Genomic DNA, 23,356 nt, shown 5'->3' with positions numbered 1-23,356 from the left:
CGCCCGCATGCACGACGCGCTCATGGGCGAGATCGAGCTGTGCATCGGCCAGGTGCAGGCTCACCATCTGCTCGACGTGACCGACGTCGCCGCCCAACACCAAAGCATCCTCGACGCCGTTCTGGCCGGCGACCCGTCGGCTGCTGCCGAACTCGTCGCCGCCCACATCGACGCCGCCGGCGCCGCCCTGCTCGTCCACTACGACCTGAACCACTAGGAATCACGATGCCTCGCAATCCGCAGAAGCAGCACCGCCAGGTTCCCCGGCCCGGCCAGATCTTCGAACTGCTCAAGTTCAAGAAGCCCACCTGGAGTGCCACCGAACGCCGACTGCAGTCGGCCCTGACGATCCACGATCTGCGGCTTATCGCGAAGCGTCGCACCCCCACGGCCGCGTTCGACTACACCGACGGCGCCGCCGAGCAGGAGCTGTCGCTGAGCCGCGCCCGCCAAGCGTTCGAAGACGTCGAGTTCAGCCCCTCGATCCTGCGCCCGGCGGCCGACGTCGACACCTCGTCGACGATCCTCGGCGGGCCGTCGGCGCTGCCGTTCGCGATCGCGCCCACCGGATTCACCCGGCTCATGCACACGCAGGGCGAACTCGCCGGGGCGTCCGCGGCGGGGGCCGCCGGCATCCCGTTCACCCTGTCGACCCTCGGCACGACCTCGATCGAGAACGTGAAGGCGGCCAACCCCGACGGGCGCAACTGGTTCCAGCTCTACGTGATGCGTGACCGCTCGATCTCGTACGGGCTCGTCGAGCGCGCGGCGGCCGCGGGCTTCGACACGCTGCAGTTCACCGTCGACACCCCGGTCGCCGGTGCCCGGCTGCGCGACAAGCGCAACGGCTTCTCGATCCCGCCGGCGCTCACCGTCGGCACGATCCTCAACGCGATCCCGCGGCCCTGGTGGTGGTGGGACTTCCTGACCACCCCGAAGCTCGAGTTCGCGTCGCTGTCGTCGACCGGCGGCACCGTCGGCGAGCTGCTCGACGCCGCGATGGATCCGACGATCTCGTACGCCGACCTCGAGGTCATCCGTGGCATGTGGCCGGGAAAGCTGGTCATCAAGGGCGTGCAGAACGTCGAGGATGCGCAGAAGCTCGCCGGTCTCGGGGTGGACGGCATCATCCTCTCCAACCACGGCGGGCGGCAGCTCGATCGCGCGCCGATCCCGTTCCACCTGCTGCCCGCCGTCGCTCGCGAAGTCGGCAAGGACCTCGAGATCGGCGTCGACACCGGCATCATGTCGGGTGCCGACATCGTCGCCTCGGTGGCGCTCGGGGCGAAGTTCACCATGATCGGCCGCGCCTACCTGTACGGCCTCATGGCGGGCGGCCGCCGCGGCGTCGGCCGCACCATCGAGATCCTCAGCAGCGAGCTGGTACGCACGATGAAGTTGCTCGGCGTCGCCTCCCTCTCCGAACTCACCCCGAAGCACGTCACCCAGCTCGAGCGCCTCACTCCTCGGCCGCGCTGACCCTCCGGCGTCCCGCGGCGGCCCTGTGGCGGTGGCCGCTGCGGGATCCTTCCCGAGCGTTGAGGGAGGATGAAGGGGTGACCCGTGACCACGTGATCGTGCTGCCCGGCGGCGGGTACAGCCGCATCTCCGACAACGAGTCGGCGCCGATCGTCGCGTGGCTCGAAGAACTCGGGATGTCGGCGAGCTACTTCGCGTACCCGGTGGGCACCCGGCATCCGGCGGTGCTGGATGCCGTGCGCGGCGAGATCCGCGCGCGACGGGATGCCGGGGCGGAGCGCATCGCCCTGCTCGGCTTCTCGGCGGGCGGGCACGCGGCGGGCCACGCCGCCCTCGCCCGCGGCGCTTCGACGCGCGAACGGGTCGACCTCGCGATCCTCTGTTACCCCGTGGTGTCGATGATGCTGCCCACGCATCGACCGTCGCGCGAGACGCTGATCGGGCGGGACGCGTCGCCGGAGCTTCGGGTGGCGACGAGCGTCGACCTGCTCGTCACCCCCGACGCTCCGCCGTTCTTCGTCTGGCACACCGCCGAAGACCCCGTCGTGCCCGTGCAGCACAGCTACCTGCTCGGGATGGCGCTCGCCGCGGCAGAGGTGCGCCACGCCCTCCACGTGTTCCCGAACGGCCGCCACGGGCTCAACCTCGCGGGCGGCGCAGGCGACGGCGACGCCCGCCAGTGGACCGACCTCTGTGCGGCGTGGCTGAAGGAAGAGGGCTGGTTGCCGTGATCCGCCGGGTGCTGACGGTGCTGCTCCTCGCGCTCGGGCTGGCGATCGCCCCGGGCACCCCGGCATCCGCCCCGCGCGAGCCGCCGCAGGCCGACACGTCCGCGCCCAGCCCCCGCCCGACGACGACCCCGACTGCGACGCCAGTGAGTGACTCGGCGCGCGGCTCGGCGTGGTGGGCCCTGGTCGCGGGTGCCGTCGCGGTCGCCGCAGCCGCTGTCTCAACGATCATCCGTCGCCGCACCCCCAATTAGGCCGGAATCCGCAGGCGCGTCCCCAGCGGGAGACAATCAGGCATGCCCAACCCGACCCCCCTCCCCCAGGCGCACGCCACGTCAGTTCGACGATGAACCGCCGTCTCACCAGCGGGCTCGCCGCCCTGCTGCTCGCGACATCCGCCCTGCTCATCCCGGCGACCTCAGCCGCGGCGGCTCCCGCCGACGACATCTACTCGCTGGTGAACCAGACCCGCGCCGCCAACGGACAGAACACCCTCACCCGCGACGGCTCCCTCGACCAAGTCGCTACCGCCTGGGCCGCTCAGCTCGCAGCGAGCGGCGTGCTCGCCCACAACCCCAGCTACTCGACCCAGATCCCAGCGGGGTGGTCACGCGCCGGTGAGAACGTCGCCCGCGGCCAGGCGGATGCGAACCAGATGCACGTCGAGTGGATGGAATCCCCCGGTCACCGAGCCAACATCCTCGGCGACTACATGGCGGTCGGCGTCGCATTCCTCGTCGCCGGCGGCACCACGTGGGGCGTGCAGGTCTTCGCCAACTACCCAGTCGCCGCGGTAGCGGCACCCGCTGCGCCGGCCCCGGTCGCCGCCGCAGTCGCCCCGACCGAGCTCGAGACCTTCTCGTTGCCTGAGTCGGCAGAGCCTGAGCAACCCCGGGTCGACCCGGCCGCGAAGATCACCGACGTGCGCGCCGCGCCGTTCTCAGTCGCCCGCGTAGCCACCGCCGACTGGTCGTGGGCGGTTCTCGCCGCCGGCCTGTTGCTCGTGACACTCGCCGCCGCCCGCACCGTCACCACGCGCGCGGCCACCCAGCGCTCCACCATCCCGCGCTAGGCGCCGGCGACCACCGTGTTGCGCAGCGACCCGATGCCTTCGATCGTCGTCACCACAACCTGACCGGGCGCCAGGTAGCGCGGAGGGGTGCGGGCGTGCCCGACGCCGCCTGGGGTGCCCGTCGCGACGATGTCGCCGGGGTCGAGCGGGAAGATCTGCGAGATGTACGCCACGATCGCCGCCGGCCCGAACACGAGATCGTCGATGCGGCCGTCTTGCAGCAGCTCTCCCTCGACTTCTGTCGTGATGCGGGCGGATGCCGGAACCTCGTCGACCGTCGCGAGCACCGGTCCGACGGGCGTGGAGTTCTCAAAACTCTTGCCCTGCAGCCATTGCAGGGTGCGGTTCTGCCAGTCCCGCATGCTCACGTCGTTGAGCACGGTGTAACCCGCGATCGCGGCGGCGGCCGTCGCCTCATCGGCTCGCCGCACCCGGGTTCCGATGACGACCGCGAGTTCGGCCTCCCAGTCGACGGCGTCGGCGGCGTGGGGTGGCAGCACGATCGCGTCACCGGCTCCGACGAGCGACTCGGGGTACTTCGTGAAGAGCGTCGGGAAGTCGGGCTCCTCGCGCCCCATCTCGCGGATGTGTTCGCGGTAGTTCACGCCGACGCAGACGATCTTGCGCGGCGCGGGCACGACGGGCGCCCAACCGTCGTCGGGGATGTCGCCGATCGGCAGGAAGCGCCCGGCCGCCGCCGTCGCGATGGCCCGCCAGTCCGGGTCGGCGAGCAGCGCGCCGACGTCGGCGAACCCGGCGATCTCGACGGCTCCATCGTCGTCGAGTCGGATGGCGACGGTGTCGCCGTCGCGGCGCAGGGTGGCGAGTTTCACGAATCTGTTTTCATCAGCGCAGGGGTCCCAACAGATTGGTGGCGACGGTGGCGTGCACCGATTCGGTGTCGGACGGGTGGTAGATGCCGGCGAGCACGTCGCGCTGCAGCCGGGCGAGTTCGCTCGACGACCGGTAGCCGCTGCCCCCGGCGACGCGCATCGCCTGGTCGACGACGCGACGCGCGGTCTCGGTCGCGCGGTGCTTCGCGCCGGTCAGCAGCCGGAACCAGTCGCCGCCGTGATCGACGAGGCCGTCGACATCCGCCGCGAGCCTCTCGAGATCGGGGCCCAGCGCGTCGAGGGCGAGCGCGGCATCCGCGAGACGCCAGCGGATGTCGGGGTCGCTCGCGTAGGTCTGGCCGGTCTTGAGGGAGGTGCGCCGGTGTGCCGCCTCCACGCCGAGCTCGAGCGCGCGGTCGGCGATGCCGGCGTACACCGACCCGATGAGCAACAGGAAGTTGGCGAAGATCGCGAACACGAACGGGTCGGTGTGCGGCCCGACCGGGAGGAAGCGGCTGATGCGTGCGTCGGGTATCACGGCGTGGTCGAGGCGCGTCGTGTTGCTCGCGGTGGCACGCATCCCGAGGGTGTCCCAGTCGTCGAGGGTGGTGACGCCGGAGTCGTCGCGGGTGAGGAAGCCGTGTACCAGCCGCGGCCCGTTGGGGCGGTCGTGTTGCTTACCGAAGACGCCGAGCCGGGTCCACGCGGGGGCGAGGGAGGTGAAGATCTTCGTGCCCGTGAACGCGAAACCCCCGTCGACGGTGTCGACGCGAGTCAGCGAATCCCACAACACGAGGTCGTTGCCCGGCTCGCTGTTGCCGAACGCGAACAGCTCGCCCGCTTCGGCATCCCGTAGCACCCAGTCGAGGCTGCTGTCGCCGCGATCGTGCAACACCCGGGCGACCCCGGCCCACACGTGGTGCATGTTGATGCCGAGCGCCGTCGCGGGAGCGTGGGCAGCGAGCAGCCGTTGGTCGCGAGCGGTGTCGAGCAGCGAGCGCGGCGCGAGGTACCCAGCGGCGCGCAACTCGTCGAGATCCTCGGCGAAGAACGCGTTGTCGCGGTCGTACCCGGGCGCGCGCTCCCGGATCCTGGCGAGAAGGTCGGGCGTCAACGGGGACACTGCCTCAGGCTATCTGCCCGAGCTGGCCCCTTCACCACGCGCGGAAGGGGCCATCTCGGGCAAATAGCTACTTCTTGAGGCCGGTCAGCACGGCGGCGAGGGCATCGACGGCGAGGTCGAGGTCGGCGCGCTCGACGACGATCGGCGGGGCGAAGCGGATGGTGGAGCCGTGCGTGTCTTTCGCGAGGATGCCGCGGGCCATCAGCTGCTCGCACACCTCACGGCCGCTGCCGAGTTTCGGGTCGATGTCGACGCCCGCCCACAAGCCGACGCCGCGCACCGCGGAGACGCCCTGGCCGATGAGACCGCGCAGCCGGGACTGGAGGTGCGCGCCGAGTTCGCGAGCGCGCTGCTGGTACTCGCCGGTCTCGAGCAGCTCGACGACCGCGAGGCCGACCGCGGCGGCGAGCGGGTTGCCGCCGAAGGTCGAGCCGTGTTCGCCGGGGCGCAGAACACCGAGGATGTCGGCGTTGCCGACGACGGCACTCACCGGCACGATGCCACCGCCCAGCGCCTTGCCGAGCAGGTACAGGTCGGGCACGACGCCTTCGTTGTCACACTGGAAGGTCGCCCCGGTGCGGCCGAGGCCCGACTGGATCTCGTCGGCGATGAACAGCACGTTGCGCTCAGCCGTCATGCGGCGCACCTCGGCGAGGTAGCCGGCGCGCGGCACGACGACGCCCGCCTCACCTTGGATGGGTTCCAGCATCACGGCGACGGTGTCGTCGTCGAGCGCCGCTTCGAGCGCCGCGGCATCGCCGTACGGCACGCTGACGAACCCCGGCGTGAACGGCCCGAAGTCGTTGCGGGCATCCGGGTCCGACGAGAAGCCGACGATCGTCGTGGTGCGTCCGTGGAAGTTCCCGTCGGCGACGATGATCTTGGCGCGGCCGTCGGCGACGCCCTTCACGCGGTAGCCCCAGGCGCGTGCCACCTTGATCGCCGACTCGACGGCTTCGGCGCCGGTGTTCATCGGCAGCACCATGTCCTTCTTGGCCAGGCGCGCGAGCGCCTCGAGGAACGGGCCGAGCCGGTCGTTATGGAACGCACGACTGGTAAGCGTCACGCGGTCGAGCTGGTCGCGCGCCGCAGCGAGGAGCACCGGATGCCCGTGGCCGAAGTTCACCGCCGAGTACGCGGCGAGGCAGTCGAGGTAGCGGTTGCCTTCCGGGTCGGTGATCCACGCACCCTCGGCCGAGGCGGCGACGACGGGCAACGGGTGGTAGTTGTGCGCTCCGAAGCGTTCGACCAGCTCGATCGCGGCCGCCGAGGAGACGCCCGTCGCGGTCGTCATCGTCGCAACTCCAGGGTGCAGCACTTGACGCCACCGCCGCCGAGCAGCAGCTCGGAGAGGTCGACCCCGATGGGGGTGTAGCCCCGTTCCCGCAGCGACGCCTCGAAGCCGACCGCGCGCGACGCGATGACGACGTTCTTGCCGTCACTGAAACTGTTGAGCCCGAGCACCGCCGCGTCGGCGTCGTTCACCGTTACGGCATCCGGGTAGAGGCCACGGATGATCTGTTGCGAGGCTTCGTCGAACGCCTTGGGCAGGTACGCGATGTTGCTGTCGTCGAGCACCGCGATCGCCGTATCCAGGTGATAGAACGACGGGTCGATCAGCTGGAGTGTGACGACCTCGCGGCCATAGATGCGGCGGAGTTCGTCGTGGGATGCGGCATCCGACCGGAAGCCGGTGCCGGCGAGGATGCGCTCGCCGACCAGCAGGAAGTCGCCCTCGCCCTCGTTCACCGAGACCGGCTCGGCGACTTCGAAGCCGTGCGACCGGAACCAGTCCATGTACGCGGGGCCTTCGGGGCCGCGTTCGTCGTACTGGAACTTCGCGCCGTAGGCGATCCCGTCGAGGGTGAACCCGCCGTTCGCCGCGTAGACCATGTCGGGCAGGCCGGGGATGGGGTCGATCAGCTCGACGTCGAAACCGAGACGTAGGTAGATCCGGTAGAGCTCCTCCCACTGCCGCACCGCGAGCGAAGTGTCGGTGGGGTCTTCGGGATGCATCCACGGGTTGATGCGGTAGCTCACCGTGAAGTGCTCGGGACGGCACATCAGCACCGTCTTGTGCACGGCGACCCGTTCGACAGACCCCGGGCGGCCATGGGTCAGAGGAGTGGCAGCGTGCATAGATTCAGGATGACACGCACACATCCGGAAGTTCTGGGCGCAGCACGCACGTCTGACGCGAATCCACCCCCTGTCACGCAATGATGCAGCGTACGCTCATCTGATGGACAACCTGGACTACGGGATCATCGACCTGCTGCGCCAGAACGCCCGGGCCGGCTACGGCGACATCGGCGCGCGGATCGGTCTGTCGGCCTCCGCCGTCAAGCGGCGCGTCGACCGACTCGTCGCCGATCGCGTCATCCGGGCTTTCACGGTTCAGGTCGATCCGATCGTCGACGGGCTGAACACCGAGGCCTATGTCGAGCTGTTCTGCCGGGGAACCGTCGCGCCGGAAGAGTTGCGACGCATCCTCGCCGCTGTTCCCGAGGTGCAGGATGCCGCCACCGTCACCGGGGATGCCGACGCGATCGTGCACGTGCGCTCGCGCGACATCCCGGGGCTCGAAGACGCCCTCGAGCGCATCCGGATCGCCCCCACCGTCGACCACACCCGGAGCGCCATCGTGCTCTCCCGCCTGGTGCATCGCTCCTACGACTGACCGCCGGGTCTCGACACGCGCCTCCGGCGCTACTCGACCACCGAGAGGGGCGTCTAGACGACGAGGGCGCCGAAGTCGCGGTCGGGGGTGCCGAATCGGTGTGCGGTGATCGACACCGCCTGCTCGCGCAGGAAGGGCAGCATCTCGATGCGCCCGGCGCCGGTCACGGGGCCCGACCACACGGCGACGTCGGGTGAACCGCCGAGCGCCGTCGCCAACGCGAGACGGTCCCCGTCGATGAGCCGGATGCGCGCGGGCAGCCCCTCGGCGCTGCGCACGAGGAAGGCGGCATCGCTCTCGACCTTCACGCCGAGGATGCCGAGGGGCGACCGCCCGAAGGCGGTGCCGTCGTCGACGAGCGGCAGCAGTGTCGCCGGAAGCGGGGTGGCGCTGCTGACGAGCAGTTTCGCCCGGGCACGGACACCGGCGCAGAGCACTCGTGCCAGATCGGCCGGGTCGCCGCCTTCGCAGAGACGCAGCACGACCTCGGCGGGCCGGTAGCGGAAAACGTTGCGTTCCACACCGAGCGCCGACGGGTCGTGGCTGCGGCCGAACTCGCGCGTCCAACACTCCTGGTCGTCGAACGCGGCGCGGCGCACCCGGTCGAAGGCGGCGAAGTCGAGCGCCGGCTGGAAGGCCTCGATCACGGTGCGCACCCGCTCGTCGAGCCCGTCGAGGGTGAGCTCGTCGCTCGGCTCGACCGGTTCCGGAACCCAGTCACCGAGCACGAAGAGGGTGTTCGGCCCTCCGGCTTTCGCGCCCGCACCGACCGACGAGCGCTTCCACCCGCCGAACGGCTGCCGCCGAACGATGGCGCCGGTGATGGGTCGGTTGACGTAGAGGTTGCCCGCCTGCACCTCCTCCAGCCAGATCGCGACCTCGCGCACGTCGAGCGAGTGGATGCCGGCGGTGAGCCCGTAGTCGGTCGCGTTCTGCAGCGCGAGGGCCTCGTCGAGGGTCGCGGCCGTCATGAGGCCGAGCACGGGGCCGAAGAATTCGGTGCGATGGAAGTCGCTGCCCGGCTGTACTCCGTCGCGCACACCGGGCGACCACAGCCGGTCGGTGTCGTCGAGCTGCCGCGGCTTGACGAGCCAGCTCTCACCCTCACCGAGCTTCGTCAGCCCGCGCGCGAGTTTTCCGGTCGCCGGTTCGACGAGCGGGCCGACGTAGGTCGCCGGGTCGCTCGGCGGGCCGACCGCGAGACTCGTGACGGCATCCGCGAGCTGGCGCCGGAACCGCTCTGACGTGCCGACGGACCCGACCAGGATGGCGAGCGACGCGGCCGAGCACTTCTGCCCGGCGTTGCCGAACGCGCTCTTGACGATGTCGGCGACGGCCAGGTCGAGGTCGGCGCTCGGGGTGACGATGATCGCGTTCTTGCCACTGGTCTCCGCGAGCAGCGGCAGGTCGGGCCGCCACGACGAGAAGAGCGCCGCGGTCTCGATCGAGCCGGTGAGCAGCACCCGACCGACTTCCGGCGCGGTGATCAGGCTGCGGCCCGTCTCGTCTTCGGCGACGTCGACGAGGCCGAACACCTCGCGCGGCACCCCGGCCTCCCAGAGCGCTTCGGCGAGCACGGCACCGCAGCGCCCCGCCGGCGGCGCCGGCTTGAGCAGCACGGCGCTGCCTGCCGCCAGCGCCGAGAGCACGCCGCCCGCCGGGATCGACACCGGGAAGTTCCAGGGCGGGGTGACGACCGTGAGCGGCACCGGGCGGAAGACGGCCCCGCGGATGCCGGCCAGCTCACGCGCCCGTTCGGCGTAGTAGTGGGCGAAGTCGACCGCTTCGCTGACCTCGACGTCCGCTTCGGCGAGGGTTTTGCCGGTCTCGGAGATCATCACCTCGATGAACCGACTGCGGAACGCAGCGAGCACCTCCCCCGCGCGGTCGAGGTACTCGGCGCGAGTGCTTCCCGGCGTTCGGCCCCAGTCGACGCCGGCCGCAGCGGCCGACCGCACCCGGTCGCGCACCGCCTCTACCGTGCCCAACCGGGCGGCGGCGAGGGTGTCCCGGCCGAGGGTGGATGTCGCTGCCCGGTCGAGCACGCCGCGCGCCCACGGGCGGTTGCCGGCGGCGGCCGGGTCGCTGTCGGGTTCGTTCGCGAACGACTCGGGCGCCCTCGGCACCGCCGGGTGCGAACGGTCCTGCACGCGATGTGCCGTGGGTACCGGCGCGCCCAGCAGTTCGAGGGATGCCGCGAACCGGCCGGCTTCGCGGGCGAAGACCTCGGGATCGTCGATGTCGACGAGCGCAGGGAGGAAGTTCGCGGAGCTCGCGTTCTCTTCGAGCCTGCGCACGAGGTAGCTGATCGCGGCGTCGAACTCGTCGGGCGTGACGACCGGCGTGTAGAGCAGCACCCCACCCGCGTCTGCCCGCACCGCATCGGCGAGCGCGGGCGCCATGCCGAGCAGCATCTCGAACTCGACGCGACTCGACACCCCGCGGCTCTTCGCGAGCAAGTGCGCGAAGGCGAGGTCGAACAGGTTGTGCCCGGCGACACCGATTCGCACGGCGTCGGTGTTCGCTGGTTCCAGGGCGAAGTCGAGCATGCGCTTGTAGTGCGCATCCGTCTGCACCTTCTCGCCCCACGTCGCGAGCGGCCAGCCGTGCACGGTGGCGTCGACCCGTTCCATCGCGAGGTTGGCGCCCTTGACGACCCGCACCTTGATGCCCGCGCCCCCGCCGGCCACACGTTCGCGCGCCCAGGCGGTCAGCCGTTCCAGGGCCGGAAGGGCGTCGGGCAGGTACGACTGCAACACGATGCCGGCTTCGAGTCCGATCAGCGCCGGCCGGGCGAGCAACCGCGTGAACACCGCGATCGTCAGGTCGAGGTCGCGGTACTCCTCCATGTCGAGGTTGATGAACTTCTGCCCGCGCGCGCGGGCGGCCTGCTCGTAGATCGGGATCAGCTTGTCGACGACCCGCTCGACGGCCTCGTCGAATCCCCACGGGGGAAGCTGGCTGGCGATCGCCGAGACCTTGACCGACACGTAGTCGACGTCGGGCCGGGCGAGCAACTCGGCGATGCCCGCGAGCCGTCGTGCCGCCTCACGCTCTCCGAGCACCGCTTCGCCGAGCAGGTTGACGTTGAGCCGCACCCCGGGCTTTCGCAGCTTTCCGAGCGTGCGGGTCAGGCGCTTCGGGGTGGCGTCGACGATGAGGTGCCGCACGAGCTGGCGGAACACCCATCGGGCCACCGGGATGACCACCCAGGGCAGCAGGATGCCGAAACCGCCGCCGGCGACCACGGCCGCCCGGAGGTACCAGGGAAGGAACTGCGGGACCCGCCGCGAGAGGCGCTCGAGGTTGCGCGCGGCGACGCGCGGGTCTTCGGGGCGGATCACGCGGTCGACGAACCCGAGCGTGAACTCGAGGCCCCGGGGGTCTTTCAGCAACCCGGCGAGCCGCTCGGCGCCGGGGTCGACGGGGGCTCCGACTGTCGCGTCCAGCCAGCGCAGCACCTGCTGCTCGACTGCTTCGAAGCTCGGGAGATCGCTCGGGCGGTGATCCGGCATGACACTGAGGATAAGCCGATGGATGCCGCCCCCGGCATCGCAGGGGCGACATCCGATCGCCGGTCAGGCCGCGGCGAGCGCCGCCTTGGTCGCCCGGACGTCACGAAGTGCACCGGCCCACGCGACGACCTGATCGAGCTGAATCCCGAGGTGCTGCGCGTGCTGCGGGCCGGGCGCGAAGGTGGTGAAGTTCTCGAAATCGTGGATGAGCGAGAAGCCGACGCTCTGTCGCACATCGGCGATCTGCAGCTCCCCGAGGATGAGCCGTAGTGCCTCGGCTGCCCGCAGCCCGGAGGCGGCGGCGCCGTAGCTCACGATGCCGGCGGCCTTGTCGTTCCACTCGGCGTAGAGGTAGTCGAGGGCGTTCTTCAGCACACCGGACGGCGCTCGGTTGTATTCGGGCGTCACGAAGACGTAGCCGTCGAAGTCGTCGATCACGTCCGACCACCTCTTGGTGTGCTCGAACTCGTAACGGCCCATCGACGGCGGCATCGGCTCGTCGAGGTGCGGCAGCGGGAAGTCGGCGAGGTCGACCAGCTCGTAAGCGGCATCGCCCCTCGCCGTCGCCTGGTCGAGCACCCAGCGGGCGACGGGTTCTCCCCGTCGGCCGGGTCGGGTACTGCCGAGGATGATCGCGATGCGGACCTGAGACACGGAGTGGGTTCCCTTCTTCGGGGACACCCACAACGGGCGTCCCGCCGTTGGTTGACTCATCAACGATACCTCGGTTAGTAGATGTGTCAACCATCTGATCCGAGTAGCATCGAGCCATGTCGTCCGTCTCCGAGATCCCGCAGGCCGACTGGGCGCTCTGGCGCACGATGCGCGGCATGAACGAGCACCTCGGTCGGGAACTCGACCGGCAGCTCCAGCGCGACGCCGGCATCTCCCAAGCCGACCACAGCATCCTCATCACCCTCTTCGACGCACCCGATCGCCGCATGCGCACCGGCGAACTCGGCGAATTGCTCGCCTGGGAGAAGAGCCGCGTCTCGCACCAGGTCGCCCGCATGGAGGCTCGCGGGCTCGTCAAGCGGGTCGTCTGCGAGAGCGATGGCCGCGGCACTTGGGTGACGCTCGCGACCGACGGCAAGCGCGCCCTGCTCGGCGCCATGCGCGAACACGCCGGCGCCATTCGCGAGCTGTTCTTCGACGAACTCGACGACGACGAGAAGCAGGTCATGCTGCGGGCGATGACGCGGGTGCTCGACAAGCTCACCGCGGCCTGCGAATCCGAGGCGGCCGCGCAGGCATCCGGCGTGGCGTGACGCAGCGCCACCCCACGATCAGGGTCGACGTCGCCATCGTCGGCGGCGGCCACAACGCCCTCACCGCCGCCGCCTACCTCGCGTCGGCCGGCACGCGCGTCGTGCTGCTCGAGCGGCTCGGATCGTTCGGCGGGGCCGCCGTGTCGGCGGAGGCCTTCCCCGGCGTCTCCGCGCGGCTCTCCCGGTACTCCTATCTGGTGAGTCTGCTGCCGCCGCGCATCGTCCGTGACCTCGGGCTCGACATCCGGCTCGCCCGTCGGCGTTACTCGTCGTACACCCCGCAACCCGGCACCGCCACCGGGCTGCTGGTCGACACCGGCGACCCCGCCGGCACAGCCGCGTCGTTCGCCGCGATCGGCGCGAACCCGGATGCCGCCGCCTGGGAGTCGTTCTACGGGGCCACGTCCCGGCTCGCGCGAGCCCTCTTCCCGACGGTCACCGAGCCGCTGCCGACCCGGTCGGAGGCGCGCCGGATGCTCGGCGACGACGCCACCTGGGACGCCTTCATCGAACGACCCGTCGGCGACACCATCGCGACGACATTCGCACACGACCTCGTGCGGGGCGTGGTCGCGACGGATGCCCTCATCGGCACATTCGCGCCGCCCGTCGACCCGGAACTGCACGGCAACCGCTGCTTCCTGTACCACGTGATCGGCGGCGGCACCGGTGACTGGGACGTGCCCGTCGGCGGCATGGGGGCGGTCAGCGGCGAACTCTGGCGCGCGGCGGTCGAGGCGGGTGCCGAGCTGGTCTCGGATGCCGAGGTCACGTCGATCACGCCGGACGGGGAGATCGCCTACCGTCGCGGCGACGACGAGCACCGGATCGCCGCAGGCACCGTGCTGTCGGGGGTGGCGCCGTACGAGCTCGCGCGACTGCTCGGCGAGACCGCACCCCGCCCCGAGGGGGCGCAGGTCAAGGTCAACCTGCTGCTGAAGCGGCTGCCGCGGCTCCGTGACGCCGCCGTCGATCCGGTGGCCGCGTTCGGCGGCACCTTCCACGCGAACGAGGGCTGGGACCGGCTCGGGGCGTCGTACGCCGAAGCAGCCGGCGGCCGCGTGCCCGACCCGATGCCGTGCGAGATCTACTGCCACTCGCTCACCGACCCCAGCATCCTCTCGCCCGAACTTCGGGCTTCGGGGGCGCAGACCCTCACCGTGTTCGCGTTGCAGACCCCCGACCGTCTGGTCGACGCAAACACCAACGATGAGCGCCGCGCCGAGTTCGAGACGGCGGTGTTGCGTTCGCTCGACGCCGTGCTCGGGGAGCCCCTCGCCGACCTCGTGCTCACCGACGGCGACGGCCGGCCGTGCATCGAGACGAAGACGACGCTCGACCTCGAGAACGCGCTGCGGATGCCGGGAGGCAACATCTTCCACGGTCCGCTCGACTGGCCCTTCGCCGACGACGACGCGCCCCTGAGCACCCCCGCCGAGCGCTGGGGCGTCGCGACTCAACACGACCGCATCCTGCTGTGCGGGTCAGGCGCTCAGCGCGGCGGTGCGGTCAGCGGCATCGGCGGCCACAACGCCGCCATGGCCGTGCTGGAGAGCAGCTAACTCGGTGGTCGAGTAGCGCCGAAGGCGCGTGTCGAGACCACGCCGGTCACCAGTCGGAGGGTGCGGGCTGCCGGGTCGACGGGAGTGACACGTTCCCCGACCACTCGCGCAGCCACTCAGGAGCCGGGTGATCGGCGGTGACCACGCCGACCGTCGCACCGACCTCGTCGATCGGTGCGACGCCGCCGGTATCCCGCAGGAATCGCCCCTGCACGAAAGCGCGGGCGTACATCTCGCCCTTCGAGACCACGCGTTGCTCGATGTAGACCGCCCGGTCGTCGTAGCCGACGATGCGCGACTCGATCTGGAACCGCTGCCCGAGCTCCAGCGACTTGCGGTAGGCGATCGACTGCGCGGTCACCACCGGATACACCTTCGCGTCGCGCATCTTCTGCCAGGCGCCGGATCGCAGCATCAGGTCGAGCCGCGCGTGGTCGAGCAGCGCCAGGTAGACGCCGTTGTTCATGTGCCGCAACTCGTCGAGGTCGGTCAGCCAGACTCGGTCGTGCACGACTGAAACGTCGTGGATGCCGAGCTGCGGGCGGCGGCGGGCGCCGAACGTGATGCGAAACATGCGGGTGAAGCGCCGAATCGGATCCATGCGCGCAGCTAAGCCGGTGTGGCGGGAACCGTGAAACCGGATGTCGACCGAGCACAGCCACCCGGGGCGTTCAGCGGCGTCGGTTGTCGACGATCGTCATGCGCGGCCCGTGCCGCTCGTAGCCGATACCCGCCGCTTCGATGAGCCGCACGACGCGCTGGCGGTGACCGCGCCACGGCTCGAGCAGTTCGAGCATCCCGTCGTCATCGACGCGCGCGCCGGTGAGCGCCCAACCGACGACCTTGCTGATGTGAAAGTCGCCGACGCTCACCGCGTCGGGGTCACCGTGTGAGCGCTGCACGGTTTCGGCGGCGGTCCACACCCCGATCCCCGGGATGGTGCGCAGGCGTCGGGATGCCTCGGCCGCATCCATCGTCGCGGTGCGTTCCAGCGACTCGCCCACCGCCACCGCGCGCATGACCGTGTCGGAGCGCTGCGGGCCGACCCCCGCGGTGTGCCACTGCCACGACGGCACCCGCTTCCACGCGGCGGACGACGGGGCGACGCGCATTCCCGCGGGTGCCGGGCCGGGAGCCGGCTCACCGTGCCGCGTCACGAGCTGCCGCCAGGCCCGCTTCTGCTCGAACCCGGTGACCTTCTGCCCGAGCACCGTCGGCACGAGGAACGGCATCACCCGACCGGCACGGGTGAGCCGCAGCCCGGGGAACCGGCGGTGCAGCTCGGCGACGAGCGGATGCCGAGCCGGGTCGAAGCCCTGGGAATCGTCACGCGCCCCGAGCAGATCGGGAACGCCGGCGATCGCGTGCTCGGCGCCCGCACCCCACGCGGTCGCTTCCACCCCACCCGCCACTTCGCGCAGGCGTAGCGTGGCGCTTCCCTCGGGAGTGCTCAGCGCGAGCCACCAGCCGGATGCGTCGTGGCGGCAGGTGGGATCACCGGGGCCCTGCCGCAGGGGCGCCAGCACGAGACCGAGCGACACCGGTTCGCTCGGGGCATAGCGCACGCTGAGCATTTGGGGAATGCTAGCGCGCATGGCCGACCTCGATGAGAACCTGGAGCGGCTGCGGCTCGCGGTGTACCGGGAGTTCGCCGCGACCGGCCGGCCCCCGTCCGTCGACGCGCTCGCCACCACCGTCGGGCGCTCGAACGCCGAGGTCGCCCACGGGCTCGAGGCGCTCGCCGAGGCGCACCACCTCGTTCTGCGCGACGGCCAGATCGTGCTGGCCCATCCGTTCGCGTCGACCAGCTTCGGCTTCTCGGTGATGGGCGGGCGCACGCTGTACTGGGGAGGCTGTGCATGGGATGCCTTCGCGATCCCGCACCTCGTGCATGCCGAGCCGTCGGCGCTCGTCGCGACGCAGTGCCCGGGCTGCGGCACGCCGCACGCGTGGGTCGTCGACCGCTCGGGGCCGCCGGCGGGTGACCAGGTGGTGCACTTTCCGACCGAAGCCGCGCGGGTGTGGGACGACGTGGTGCGCACCTGCAGCATGCAGCGCATCTTCTGCAGCCGGGACTGCGTCGACCGGTGGAGCGCCGCGACCGGCGTTCCGGTGGGCGCGGTGTTCGACCTGGCGACGCTCTGGCGGCTGGCCGCCCGCTGGTACGAGGGGCGCCTCGACTCGCCCTACGAGCGGCGGGACCCCGCGACGGCCGTGGCGTTCTTCGCCGAGGTCGGGCTGCCCCGCAGCTTCTATGCGTCGCTCACCAACGATTAGCCGCAGGTCAGGGTGACGCCGTCGACGACGTGAACGCCCGGACCGTACTGCGCACACGCTCCCATCAGCGCCGAGAACCCGGCGATCGCGACGATGACCCAGATGAGGGTGATCACGATGCCGATGATGCTGATGATGATCCCTGCGGTCGCGGGGCCGTTAGGAACGCCGGCCGCCTTCGACTGGTTGCGCGCGATGATGCTGACGATCAGGCCCGCCAGCGAGAAGAGGAACGCCAGGATGAGACCGACGATGCCGAGGGTCTTGCCGTCGGAGGTAGAGGGCGGGCCGGGAACGGGGGCCGGTGCGGGAGTGGTCATGGCGGTGTCTCCTCGATCGAATCGTCCGGAAGCCCGGGTCGCCGCCGACTCTAGCGAACGTCGACACCGAGCTGGAAGAGCCGGGGCGGCGTTACGGCTACCCCGGCTCTTCGCCGACTCCCGAAGGAATCAGTAGGTGGTGACGACCCCGGAGCCGATCGCCGCAGCGATGACCGCGAAGTAGATGATGCCGATGATGATGCCCAGGATCAGGAAGACGATACTGAGGATCAGGCCCACCTTGGCGGGCGTGTTCTCGACGCCGGCCGCCTTCGACTGGTTCTTGGCGATGATGCTGACGATGAGCCCGGCGAGCGGGATCACGAACGCCAGGATGAGTCCGACGATGCCGAGGGTCTTGCCGTCGGCAACGGGCGCGGCACCGGGGGCCGGAGCGGGAGCAGGGGTGGTCATGGATGAATCTCCTTGAGATCTATAGGGAACGACGTGCGTCGTACCGCCGCCGACTCTAGCGAGTTCCGGGGGCGGTACGCGAGAACTTCTCTACGGCGAGCCGCGCGACGTAATAGCGGCAGAATGGCGGGGTGAGTGTCGGAATCTTGACCAGCGGCGGCGATTGCCCCGGACTGAACGCCGTGATCCGTGCCGCCGTGTTCACCGGCAGCAAACTGCATGACCTCGAGTTCGTCGGCTATCGCTGGGGCTGGAAGGGCCTCGTCGAGAACGACGTCGTTCCTCTCGGTCGCCCCCAGGTGATGGGCATTTCGAAGCAGGGCGGCACGATCCTCGGCTCGTCGCGCACCAACCCGTTCGACTTCGGCGGGGCGGAGCGGGTCGCCGAGGTGATGGCCGAAGGCGGCGTCGACTCGCTCATCGCGATCGGCGGCGAGGGGACGCTCGCGGCCGCGAACCGACTGGCGGATGCCGGCATCCGCATCGTGGGCGTTCCCAAGACGATCGACAACGACCTCTCGGCGACCGACTACACGTTCGGCTTCGACACGGCCGTGCAGATCGCAACCGATGCGATGGACCGGCTCCGCACGACCGGAGACTCGCACGGTCGCTGCATGGTTGCCGAGGTGATGGGGCGGCACGTCGGCTGGATCGCCCTGCACTCCGGCATGGCGGCGGGCGCCCACGCCATCCTGATCCCCGAGCAGAAGACCAGCATCGAGCAGATCATCGAGTGGGTGGAAGGCGCTCGCGACCGCGGTCGCGCCCCGCTCGTCGCGGTCGCCGAGGGTTTCAAGCTGGACTCGATGGACGACGCACACTCTGAGCGCGGTCTCGACGCGTTCGGGCGCCCGCGGCTCGGTGGCATCGGCGAAATGCTCGCCCCGCTCATCGAAGACGCCACCGGCATCGAGACCCGGGCTACCACCCTCGGCCACATCCAACGCGGCGGTACGCCGAGCGCCTACGACCGCGTGCTGGCCACCCGTTTCGGCATGACGGCGATCGACATGATCCTGCGCAAGCGCTGGGGCAAGATGGTCGCGTTGCGCGGCACCGACATGATCGAGGTGCCGTTCGCCGACGCCCTGGGGCAGCTGAAAACGGTGCCTCAAGACCGCTACGACGAAGCGCGGGTACTTTTCGGCTGACGCAGCCCTTTCGGCTGAGCCCGCCGCGGGAAGATCGGTGGGATACTCCGAGGATGAGCGCTACGTTCGCGGTCGTCGGATCGGTTTTCGTCTTCGTCGCCGCCGTGATCCATCTGTTCATCTTCGCGCTGGAGAGCGTGCTCTGGAGCCGACCGTCGACGTGGAAACTGTTCGGCGTGCGCGATGAGCGCGACGCCGAGGTGCTGCGCCCGATGGCGTACAACCAGGGCTTCTACAACGTGTTCCTCGCGCTCGGCGCGGGTCTCGGCCTCGTTTTGCTCGGCACCGGCTTCTCTCCGGAGGGCGGAACCGCGATCGCGATGTTCGCCCTCGGCAGCATGGTGCTCGCGGCGGTAGTGCTCATCACGTCGAACCCGAAACTGTTGCGCGCCGCCCTCATCCAGGGTGTTGCTCCTCTGCTGGGCCTCGTCTTCCTGACGCTGTCGCTCGTCCTCCCGTGAGGCGTCAAAGGCCGGGGCGTCGCGCTCAGCCGGTGACGTAGTCGACGAGCGCTTCGATGAGCGCATCGGATGTGCGCTCCTCGGCGATCGCATGCACCGGGAGGCCGGCCGCTCGAGTGTCGAAGGCCGTGCGGGGGCCGATGCAGACGATGACGGTGCCCTCCGGCAGCGGTACCAGCTGGGTGGCGACCTGGCGGGCGACGCTACCCGACGTGATCAGCAGCGCGCCGATCCGGCCGCTCGCGACATCGGCGGCGACGTCGGGCGATACCGGCACCCCGACCGTGCGGTACGCGGTGACGTACTCGGCGGTGAACCCGAGCTTCGCCAACCCCGCCACCAGCGTGGGTTCGGCGATGTCCGACTGCGGCACCAGCACCCGCCCGTGGATGTCGCTCACCGGCCACTCCTTCACGAGCCCGCGCGCGGAGTTGTCGGAGGTCGGCACGAAGTCGACCCGGTATCCGGCGAGGGTCAGGGCGGCGGCGGTGGTCTCTCCCACGGCGGCGACGCGCGTGCCGTCGGGGATGCGCGTGCCCTGACTGACCAGCACATCCACGGTCGTGGCACTGGTCAGCACGATCCAGTCGTATTGCCCGTCCTGCAGCTCGTGCAGGGCGTTGGCGAGCGCGGCGGGGTCTTCGGCGCTCGCGAAGTTGAGCATCGGCGCGATCACCGGGATGCCACCGAAGTCGCGCACGCGCGCCGCGACGCGATCGCCCCAGCTTCCGCCGCGCGGCACGAGGACGCGCCACGACGCGAGCGGGCGAGCGGTGGTCATGCCACCATTCTCACCCGCTGCGGCGCGCGCGCGTGCCGGGGAGGTCAGTCGTCGTCGTCACCGAAGATCGCCCAGGCCACCAGGCCCACGGCGACGACGGCGACGGCGACGCCACCGATGATCCACGGCAACGGGTTCTTCTCATAGGCGGCGACCGCGCTGTCTTTCAGTTCGCCGACGCGCTTCGGCACGTTCAGGCGATCCTCGAGCGCATCGAGGGTCGCGGCCAGATCGGCTCGCGCCTTTGCCGCCTGGTTCTTCGCGTCGCTGGTACTCATGTTTCTCCTCGCTTTCCGATTCCCTTGATCGCGCGGATGTCGCGCTTGATGCTGTCGATCGATTCCGTCGGCATGGGCGGAACGCCACGCTTGAGGATGCTGTAGCCGATCAGGCCGAGAATCACGGCGACGATCAGCAGCACACCCGCAACGATCAGCGCAGCCGCCCACCCGGGAAGTCCGGTCAGGGTGAGGGCGAGGATCGCCGCGGTCAGCAGCACTCCGAGCATCGCGAGCAGCACGAGCAGCGCCACCGCGATCATGCCGGCTCCAACACCGAGCGCCTTGACCTTGGCGATCACCTCGGTCTTGACCAGCTCGATCTCGCGCTGAACGAGATCGGTGACGAGAGTCGGAATCTCGGCGATCAGCGCGAACACTGACTTTCTACGCGGCGCGGAGCCGCCCGGGGCTTCGCTCGACATGACTCAGGAGCCGGACGACGACGAGCCCGACGACGATGAGCCGGATGAACTGCTCGTCGGCTTCGTTGCGGTGGTGCGTCGCACCGGGGGCTTCTTCGCGGGCGCGACCTTGCCGGAGACCTTGTCGACGATGTTCTTCGCGCCGTCGGAGACGAACTCCGCGACTTCCGGGGCCTTGTCCTTCACGAAGTCTTCAACGGCGTCGACCTGCTTCTGCACGCGCGGGTCGTTCCAAACCTTGAGTGCGGCGGTCTTCAGCTCGTCGTACTTCTCGCGCCCGGCGCGGGTTCCGAGGAGATACCCCAGGCCCAGCCCCGCCACGAACAGGATCTTGCCTCGCATGTGCAGCTCCATTCTTCGGATAGGTCAGAACCTCACCTTAGCTGAGGCGCCGGAGCAGCGGCCCGGGGGTTGACAGCATGCAGCGATGGAGCTGAGTTCGGCGTATGGAGGGGGCCCCGTCACATTCCTGTGACGGGGCCGTGGCGCGCCGAACCGCGCCACTTCCGGGCGAACCATCCCGTGATCCCCGCGGTCGGTGCCGCCCCCGAAGGCGACACCGACCAGATCAACGGGACGGTCGGGGGAATCCGCCCGGTGTTCTTATGTGTTCTTATGCCTCCTGGCGGATGCGGCTGACCCGGATGCCCGAGCGCACCATCGCGAGGCCGAGCAGGCCGAGGAACGCCGTCAGGGCGAGCATCGGAGTGGTGTCCGAGGAACCGGTGAGCGCCAGCGTCGTCAGGTCACACCCGACTGGGGCGGTGAACTCGTACGCCGGGTAGGTGTATTCGGGCAAAACGTTGCCGTCAATATCCACCGGATAGTCCGCGGGGAAGTTGGCCACGACCTTGACCGTGACGATGTCGCCGACCTCGGCCGGGTAGGTGCCCGGCGCGGTTTCGACATCGTTCACGAACCACGTGACCGTTCCCGCAGGAACATCCTCAGTCTCCGCCGGCGATGTCAGCGTGTAGCTGCCGTCGCCGTTGCAGGTGGCCGGGGTGAAGGACAACTCGGGGAACACCGGTCCCTTGGTAACGAGCGTGCAGCCCTCGGGATCCTGGTCGCCGACGATCTCGCTGAAATTCTTCTGCGTCGACAGCACATAACCCTCGTCGACCGTCACCTTGAACTGATATGTGCCGTCGCCGAGGCCCGTGAGGGAGTTGCCCGTGAGATCGGTGAATCCGGGGTCACCGGGACCCTTGACCGCTACGGTCACGTAGCCGCTCGGCAGCGTGACGCTCTGTCCGGCGATCGTCACGGTGACCGTGATGGAGCCGGGCAGCACCTCGCCCTCTTCGAGCTCCGAACAGATCTCGGCGACCGGGTCGCCGCTGACCGCCACGACGATGTCCTCCTCCTCGGGCTCGCCGCAGCCTGACTCCATGATCTCGGCACCGGACAGGCCGTTGAACGGGTACTGGTCCTTGTACTCCGGAACGTTGTAGCTCGTGTCGCTGTAGTTCTTCCCGGTGTTGTCGAGGAAGGGCTCGACGATATCGAAGGCGTGATCGTCGTTCTCGGACGGATCGATGTGCCCGCTGCCGCCGAGGGCGGCCGAGCTCACCTCAATAGGGGTCCACTTGCCGCTTTGATCCCAGTGACAGACATCGACCTTCACGACAGGCGATTCGGTGAGAACGTTGGACTCCGCTCGCAGGGTAGACATGGTCTCCGTCGACTCAGGCTCCGTCGACTCAGGCTCCGTCGACTCAGGCTCCGTCGACTCAGGCTCCGTCGACTCAGGCTCCGTCGACTCAGGCTCCGTCGACTCAGGCTCCGTCGACTCAGGCGCCGTCGTGGTCGACTGAGGCTCCGTCGAGACGGTTTCGGTCGACTCCGTGTCTTCGGCCGAAGCGGCGACGGCGGGCAGTGCCACCATCGCGAGCGATAGCACCACGGCGGAAACCGTGGCGAGGATCTTCTTCATCGGGGGACTCTTTCGGTGAGGACCCGAGCGTGCCATTGCGGACGGCGATGCCGGTAGCGAGACGGGAAGCACACGAAGGTGGGGGGCCTTCGATTCGGGGGTCGGGTGGCTCCCGCGGGGGGTTAGCGGGAGATGCTCAGTATCGCCGTCCTCCGAATGGGGGACAAGGGCCTCACTGTGAGACTTCTCTCACGGAGTGAGCGTTGCTCGTTCCGACCGAGATCCCGTTGCTCGTTCCGACCGAGATCCTCGGCCGGGCTCGACGTAGGCCAGGCTATCTGCGGGCGAAACGGTGCCATGACCGACTCGGCGGAGCCGCCCGTGAGGGGAGGCTCCGCCGAGGTTGCGACGGGACAGCCGGGCGAGTCCGCCCGATGTTTCGTTAGAGCGCCTGGCGGATGCGGTTGGCCCGGATGCCCGAGCGCACCATCGCCAGACCCAGCAGGCCGAGGAAGGCCATCAGGGCGAGCGCCGGCGTTGTGTCGGAGCTACCCGTCAGCGCCAGCGTTTCCAGGTCGCCACATGTGGCGTTCGAGGGGAAGGTGAACGTCCACTCCTTCTGCACGCCGGCCGAGATTCCGTAATCCGGGCCGTTCGCTGTCGCGACGAGCTTGATCTCAATCGGTCCGTTCACCACGTGCTTGCCCTCGGCAATCGGATCGCCGTTCGCCGTCCAGCTCAGGGCGGCCGGGTCGGACAGGTCGTTACTGATCGTGAAGAACGACGGCAACTCGCAGCCCGGGTCCTGGAACGCCTGCGGGACGACCAGAGGCAGCGTGTCGCAGCCGATGGAGGTGTCAGACGGGACCACGACCGTGAACTCACTCGGGGTCGTCAACGTATACCCGGAGTCGGTGGCCACCTTGAACTCATACGTCCCACCGGCAAGCCCGGTGATCGGGTTCGAACCGACCGGAATCCATGTGGTGTCGCCCAACTTGCGGTACTCGACCGTGGCTCCACCACTGGGAGTGATCGCGACAAGGATCGAACCGAGAGTCAGAACTCCAGATTCACCATCGCACACCTCACCCGTCGGGGTACCGGTCA

At 69.6% G+C, this 23,356-nt stretch carries 27 protein-coding genes; 11 read left to right on the top strand and 16 right to left on the bottom strand.

Features of this window, described 5'->3' with window-relative positions:
* The 5 genes from WBL06_RS15050 to WBL06_RS15030 form a co-directional block, all read left to right on the top strand.
* The coding region (locus tag WBL06_RS15050) for an FCD domain-containing protein (protein WP_424457420.1) at positions 1-217 on the top strand (217 nt) is incomplete at its 5' end.
* A gap of 8 nt (positions 218-225) precedes the next feature.
* A complete protein-coding gene (locus WBL06_RS15045; RefSeq protein WP_424457418.1) occupies positions 226-1,479 on the top strand; it encodes an alpha-hydroxy acid oxidase in 1,254 nt (417 codons plus the stop codon).
* A gap of 77 nt (positions 1,480-1,556) precedes the next feature.
* On the top strand, positions 1,557-2,210 hold the full coding sequence (locus WBL06_RS15040) for an alpha/beta hydrolase (RefSeq protein WP_424457416.1): 654 nt from the start codon (positions 1,557-1,559) through the stop codon (positions 2,208-2,210).
* Positions 2,180-2,461 (top strand): hypothetical protein, encoded by a 282-nt coding sequence (locus WBL06_RS15035; RefSeq protein ID WP_424457414.1) that lies wholly within the window; start codon positions 2,180-2,182, stop codon positions 2,459-2,461. Before WBL06_RS15040 ends, WBL06_RS15035 begins: the two co-directional genes overlap by 31 nt.
* Before the next feature lie 92 nt (positions 2,462-2,553).
* Positions 2,554-3,279, top strand: coding sequence for a CAP domain-containing protein (locus WBL06_RS15030; protein WP_424457412.1), 726 nt, complete (start codon positions 2,554-2,556; stop codon positions 3,277-3,279).
* Here WBL06_RS15030 and WBL06_RS15025 read toward each other — a convergent pair.
* The 4 genes from WBL06_RS15025 to ddaH all read right to left on the bottom strand — a co-directional run bounded on the left by WBL06_RS15025 (position 3,276) and on the right by ddaH (position 7,374).
* Complete coding sequence (locus WBL06_RS15025) at positions 3,276-4,112, bottom strand: fumarylacetoacetate hydrolase family protein (RefSeq protein ID WP_424457410.1); 837 nt, start codon at positions 4,110-4,112, stop codon at positions 3,276-3,278. The genes WBL06_RS15030 and WBL06_RS15025 overlap by 4 nt on opposite strands.
* Before the next feature lie 13 nt (positions 4,113-4,125).
* Positions 4,126-5,235 (bottom strand): acyl-CoA dehydrogenase family protein, encoded by a 1,110-nt coding sequence (locus WBL06_RS15020; RefSeq protein WP_424457408.1) that lies wholly within the window; start codon positions 5,233-5,235, stop codon positions 4,126-4,128.
* Positions 5,236-5,302: 67 nt separating this feature from the next.
* A complete protein-coding gene (rocD, locus tag WBL06_RS15015) occupies positions 5,303-6,529 on the bottom strand; it encodes an ornithine--oxo-acid transaminase (protein ID WP_424457406.1) in 1,227 nt (408 codons plus the stop codon).
* Positions 6,526-7,374, bottom strand: coding sequence for a dimethylargininase (gene ddaH, locus WBL06_RS15010; RefSeq protein WP_424457404.1), 849 nt, complete (start codon positions 7,372-7,374; stop codon positions 6,526-6,528). The genes rocD and ddaH overlap by 4 nt, the downstream gene beginning before the upstream one ends.
* 103 nt (positions 7,375-7,477) lie before the next feature.
* Between ddaH and WBL06_RS15005 the strand changes: the two genes are divergently transcribed.
* Positions 7,478-7,915, top strand: coding sequence for an Lrp/AsnC family transcriptional regulator (locus WBL06_RS15005; protein ID WP_424457402.1), 438 nt, complete (start codon positions 7,478-7,480; stop codon positions 7,913-7,915).
* 53 nt (positions 7,916-7,968) lie between these two features.
* On the opposite strand, the gene WBL06_RS15000 is transcribed toward WBL06_RS15005, so the two are convergent.
* Positions 7,969-11,430, bottom strand: coding sequence for a proline dehydrogenase family protein (locus WBL06_RS15000; protein ID WP_424457400.1), 3,462 nt, complete (start codon positions 11,428-11,430; stop codon positions 7,969-7,971).
* A gap of 63 nt (positions 11,431-11,493) precedes the next feature.
* Complete coding sequence (locus WBL06_RS14995) at positions 11,494-12,084, bottom strand: NADPH-dependent FMN reductase (protein ID WP_424457398.1); 591 nt, start codon at positions 12,082-12,084, stop codon at positions 11,494-11,496.
* Between the two features lie 116 nt (positions 12,085-12,200).
* Here WBL06_RS14995 and WBL06_RS14990 point away from each other — a divergent pair, with 116 nt between their 5' ends.
* Entirely contained in the window at positions 12,201-12,698 is a 498-nt protein-coding gene (locus WBL06_RS14990; RefSeq protein ID WP_424457396.1) for a MarR family winged helix-turn-helix transcriptional regulator, read from the top strand.
* Positions 12,695-14,260 (top strand): phytoene desaturase family protein, encoded by a 1,566-nt coding sequence (locus WBL06_RS14985; RefSeq protein WP_424457394.1) that lies wholly within the window; start codon positions 12,695-12,697, stop codon positions 14,258-14,260. Before WBL06_RS14990 ends, WBL06_RS14985 begins: the two co-directional genes overlap by 4 nt.
* Positions 14,261-14,306: 46 nt before the next feature.
* On the opposite strand, the gene WBL06_RS14980 is transcribed toward WBL06_RS14985, so the two are convergent.
* Positions 14,307-14,861, bottom strand: a complete 555-nt coding sequence (locus WBL06_RS14980) for an acyl-CoA thioesterase (RefSeq protein WP_424457393.1) — start codon at positions 14,859-14,861, stop codon at positions 14,307-14,309.
* A 70-nt stretch (positions 14,862-14,931) separates the two neighbouring features.
* Positions 14,932-15,834 (bottom strand): DNA-3-methyladenine glycosylase family protein, encoded by a 903-nt coding sequence (locus WBL06_RS14975; protein ID WP_424457391.1) that lies wholly within the window; start codon positions 15,832-15,834, stop codon positions 14,932-14,934.
* A 19-nt stretch (positions 15,835-15,853) separates the two neighbouring features.
* Here WBL06_RS14975 and merB point away from each other — a divergent pair, with 19 nt between their 5' ends.
* On the top strand, positions 15,854-16,537 hold the full coding sequence (merB, locus tag WBL06_RS14970; RefSeq protein ID WP_424457389.1) for an organomercurial lyase: 684 nt from the start codon (positions 15,854-15,856) through the stop codon (positions 16,535-16,537).
* Here the strand turns inward: merB and WBL06_RS14965 are convergent.
* Together WBL06_RS14965 and WBL06_RS14960 are read right to left on the bottom strand one after the other, a co-directional pair.
* Entirely contained in the window at positions 16,534-16,857 is a 324-nt protein-coding gene (locus WBL06_RS14965) for a hypothetical protein (RefSeq protein WP_424457387.1), read from the bottom strand. The two genes, merB and WBL06_RS14965, sit on opposite strands and share 4 nt — an antisense overlap.
* Before the next feature lie 129 nt (positions 16,858-16,986).
* Positions 16,987-17,271, bottom strand: coding sequence for a hypothetical protein (locus WBL06_RS14960; RefSeq protein WP_424457385.1), 285 nt, complete (start codon positions 17,269-17,271; stop codon positions 16,987-16,989).
* 131 nt (positions 17,272-17,402) lie between these two features.
* Between WBL06_RS14960 and WBL06_RS14955 the strand changes: the two genes are divergently transcribed.
* Both WBL06_RS14955 and WBL06_RS14950 read left to right on the top strand, forming a co-directional pair.
* Positions 17,403-18,425: a 6-phosphofructokinase gene (locus tag WBL06_RS14955; RefSeq protein ID WP_424457383.1), complete on the top strand. Its 1,023-nt coding sequence runs from the start codon at positions 17,403-17,405 to the stop codon at positions 18,423-18,425.
* A gap of 53 nt (positions 18,426-18,478) precedes the next feature.
* Positions 18,479-18,886, top strand: a complete 408-nt coding sequence (locus tag WBL06_RS14950; protein WP_424457381.1) for a DUF1304 domain-containing protein — start codon at positions 18,479-18,481, stop codon at positions 18,884-18,886.
* A gap of 25 nt (positions 18,887-18,911) precedes the next feature.
* Here WBL06_RS14950 and WBL06_RS14945 read toward each other — a convergent pair whose 3' ends face one another.
* The 6 genes from WBL06_RS14945 to WBL06_RS14920 form a co-directional block, all read right to left on the bottom strand.
* On the bottom strand, positions 18,912-19,667 hold the full coding sequence (locus tag WBL06_RS14945; RefSeq protein ID WP_424457379.1) for a uroporphyrinogen-III synthase: 756 nt from the start codon (positions 19,665-19,667) through the stop codon (positions 18,912-18,914).
* A gap of 44 nt (positions 19,668-19,711) precedes the next feature.
* Positions 19,712-19,945 (bottom strand): DUF3618 domain-containing protein, encoded by a 234-nt coding sequence (locus tag WBL06_RS14940; RefSeq protein ID WP_424457377.1) that lies wholly within the window; start codon positions 19,943-19,945, stop codon positions 19,712-19,714.
* Positions 19,942-20,325 (bottom strand): phage holin family protein, encoded by a 384-nt coding sequence (locus tag WBL06_RS14935; protein WP_424457375.1) that lies wholly within the window; start codon positions 20,323-20,325, stop codon positions 19,942-19,944. The genes WBL06_RS14940 and WBL06_RS14935 overlap by 4 nt, the downstream gene beginning before the upstream one ends.
* Positions 20,326-20,373: 48 nt before the next feature.
* Entirely contained in the window at positions 20,374-20,712 is a 339-nt protein-coding gene (locus WBL06_RS14930) for a YtxH domain-containing protein (protein ID WP_424457373.1), read from the bottom strand.
* A gap of 271 nt (positions 20,713-20,983) precedes the next feature.
* Positions 20,984-22,306: a hypothetical protein gene (locus tag WBL06_RS14925; protein ID WP_424457371.1), complete on the bottom strand. Its 1,323-nt coding sequence runs from the start codon at positions 22,304-22,306 to the stop codon at positions 20,984-20,986.
* A 382-nt stretch (positions 22,307-22,688) separates the two neighbouring features.
* Positions 22,689-23,356: hypothetical protein (locus WBL06_RS14920; protein WP_424457369.1), on the bottom strand; the 668-nt coding region annotated here is incomplete at its 5' end.

Origin of the sequence: Pseudolysinimonas sp., from assembly GCF_049651805.1 — a bacterium.
In the GTDB taxonomy this organism is placed as follows: domain Bacteria; phylum Actinomycetota; class Actinomycetes; order Actinomycetales; family Microbacteriaceae; genus Pseudolysinimonas_A.
Note: the sequence above shows the minus strand (reverse complement) of the source record. Positions and strands in the feature narration are given on the sequence as shown.